The organism is Actinomyces sp. ICM58 (genome assembly GCF_000283035.1).
GTDB lineage: Bacteria > Actinomycetota > Actinomycetes > Actinomycetales > Actinomycetaceae > Pauljensenia.
Map to the genome: position 1 here is coordinate 1 of NZ_ALIY01000078.1, position 3,039 is coordinate 3,039.

Genomic DNA, 3,039 nt, shown 5'->3' on the forward strand with positions numbered 1-3,039 from the left:
CACTCCCGGCGCATTCGGTCGCGGAGGCGGCCGCTCGCAGCGCGGACGCAAGTCGAAGCGCGCGAAGCGTCAAGAGTACGAGCAGCAGAATGCACCGGTCATCGGCGGCGTCTCGATCCCGCGCGGTAACGGCGCGCAGATCCGCATCCGCCAGGGCGCCTCCCTGGCCGACCTCGCCGAAAAGATCGACGTCAACCCTGCAGCGCTCGTGACGGTCCTCTTCGCCCTGGGCGAGATGGCCACCGCCACGCAGTCCCTCGACCAGGACACCTTCGAGGCCCTGGGCGCCGAGCTCGGCTACGACGTCAAGGTCGTCTCCCCCGAGGATGAGGACCGCGAGCTGCTCGAGTCCTTCGATATCGACCTCGAAGCCGAAGAACTCGACGACGCCGACAACATGGTGCCGCGTCCCCCGGTCGTCACCGTCATGGGTCACGTCGACCACGGTAAGACCAAGCTCCTCGACGCGATCCGGCACACGGACGTCGTCGACACCGAGCACGGCGGCATCACCCAGCACATCGGCGCCTACCAGGTCAAGGTCACCGCCGAGGACGGCACGCGCCGCCCGATCACCTTCATCGACACCCCCGGTCACGAGGCGTTCACGGCCATGCGTGCCCGTGGCGCCCAGGTCACCGACATCGCGATCCTCGTGGTCGCCGCCGATGACGGTGTCATGCCCCAGACGGTGGAGGCCATCAACCACGCGCAGGCGGCCGGCGTACCGATCGTCGTCGCGGTCAACAAGGTCGATAAGGACACGGCGAACCCGGAGAAGATCCGCTCCCAGCTCACCGAGTACGGGCTCGTCGCGGAGGAATACGGCGGCGACGTCATGTTCGTCAACATCTCCGCCAAGCAGCGCACGGGCATCCGTGAGCTCCTCGAGGCCGTCCTGCTGACCGCCGACGCGGCGCTGACCCTCGAGGCCAACCCGAACACGGACGCCCGCGGCGTCGCCATCGAAGCCAACCTGGACAAGGGCCGCGGCGCGGTCGCGACCATGCTGGTTCAGCGTGGCACGCTGCGCGTGGGCGACTCCCTCGTGGTCGGCTCCTCCTACGGTCGCGTGCGTGCCATGTTCGACGACGCCGGAAACGACGTCTCCGAGGCCGGCCCCTCGAGCCCCGTCGCGGTCCTGGGTCTGACCTCCGTGCCGCGCGCCGGCGACTCGTTCCTGGTCGCCTCCGACGACCGCACGGCCCGCCAGATCGCCGACAAGCGCGAGGCTGCCGAGCGTCAGGCGCTGCTGGCCAAGCGCCGCAAGCGCGTCTCCCTGGAGGACTTCGACAAGGTCCTGGCCGAGGGCGAGGTCGACACCCTCAACCTGGTCATCAAGGGCGACGTGTCCGGTGCCGTCGAGGCCCTGGAAGACTCGCTGCTGCGCATCGACGTGGGCGACGAGGTCGCGCTGCGTATCATCCACCGCGGCGTCGGTGCGATCACGCAGAACGACGTCAACCTGGCGACCGTCGACAACGCGGTCATCATCGGCTTCAACGTCCGTCCCGCCGAGCGCGTGGCCGAGATGGCGGATGCCGAGGGCGTCGAGATCAAGTACTACAACGTCATCTACTCCGCGATCGACGACATTGAGGCGGCCCTCAAGGGCATGCTCAAGCCGATCTACGAGGAGGTCCAGCTGGGCACCGCGGAGATCCGCCAGGTCTTCCGCTCCGGCAAGTTCGGCAACATCGCCGGTTCGATCGTGCGCTCCGGCACGATCAAGCGCGGCACCAAGGCTCGCCTGGTGCGCGACGGTGTTGTTGTCGCCGAGAACCTCGAGATCGCGTCCCTGCGTCGCGAGAAGGACGACGTTACCGAGGTCCGCGAGGGCTACGAGTGCGGTATCACCCTGGGCTACAAGGACATCGCCGAGGGCGACGTCATTGAGACCTGGGAGATGCGCGAGAAGGCTCGTGACTGATTCCGTGGCGTGAAGTATCGGGGTCCGGGCGTGCTCGGACCCCGATCTTCTCTCACCAAGTGTTGTGACGAGGGCGGTATCGCCTGAAAGGAGGGCGCGATGGCTGACGAGGCTCGCGTTCGAAAGGTGCAGGAGCGCATCCTGCAAACGGTCGCCTCGATGATCGGGCGCCACGTGAAGGATCCTCGCCTGGAACTGGTGACGATCACGGATGTGCGCGTGACGGGCGACCTGCAGCACGCGTCCATCTTCTACACGGTGCTCGGCGACGACGAGCAGCGTGAGAAGGCTGCACGCGCGTTCGCCTCCGCGCAGGGCCTGTTCCGCTCGCGCGTGGGCAAGGCCCTGGGCCTGCGCCTGACCCCGACCCTGGAGTTCATCCCGGACGCGCTGCCCGAAAGCGCAGCCGCCCTGGAGGACGCCTTGGCCAAGGCGAAGGCAAAGGATGAAGCCATCGCCGCCGCGTCCGTCGGCGCCACCTACGCCGGCGAGGAAGACCCCTACCGTCACGACGACGAGGACGAAGCCGACGACGAGGAATGGGCCTGATTCGACGTGGCCCGTCGACCCGATAATCCCCGCCCCGGCCTCGTCGTTATCGACAAGCCGGCCGGCATGACCAGCCACGACGTCGTCTCGCGCGTGCGACGCCTGGCCCACACCCGCAAGGTGGGCCACGGCGGAACGCTGGACCCGATGGCGACGGGGGTCCTCGTCCTCGGCATCGGCAAGGCGACGAAGCTCCTGACGTGGGTGAGCGGGCACTCGAAGGAGTATCGGGCGACGATCCGATTCGGCATCTCGACCAACACGGATGATGCCGAGGGCGTCGCCACCGCGGCCAAGGGCTGCGCCTGCCTCAGCGAGGCGGACCTGGAAGCGGTCCTCGCACCCCTGCGCGGCGACATCATGCAGGTGCCCACGACGGTCTCGGCGATCAAGGTGAACGGAAAGCGCGCCTACGCCCTGGCCCGCGCGGGGCAGGACGTCGAGCTGGCGGCCCGCCCGGTGCACATCTCCCGCCTTGAGGTCCTCGCGCCCCCGCGCGAGGCGCAGGCGCACATCGACGAGGCCGGGGAGGGCGCCGCGTGTCCTCCGGGACCCGTGCG

General features: G+C 68.5%; 3 protein-coding genes. All 3 read left to right on the top strand.

The features are described from left to right. A partial coding sequence (gene infB, locus HMPREF1138_RS03885) for a translation initiation factor IF-2 (protein ID WP_009056789.1) occupies window positions 1-1,930 on the top strand: 1,930 nt, incomplete at its 5' end. Between the two features lie 99 nt (window positions 1,931-2,029). After that, entirely contained in the window at window positions 2,030-2,479 is a 450-nt protein-coding gene (rbfA, locus tag HMPREF1138_RS03890) for a 30S ribosome-binding factor RbfA (RefSeq protein WP_009056793.1), read from the top strand. 6 nt (window positions 2,480-2,485) lie between these two features. After that, the coding region (gene truB, locus HMPREF1138_RS03895; RefSeq protein ID WP_009056791.1) for a tRNA pseudouridine(55) synthase TruB at window positions 2,486-3,039 on the top strand (554 nt) is incomplete at its 3' end.

Coding starts and splice junctions, on each gene's coding strand:
- rbfA (WP_009056793.1), top strand. CDS start 2,030: ATGGCTGACGAGGCTCGCGTTCGAAAGGTGCAGGAGCGCATCCTGCAA.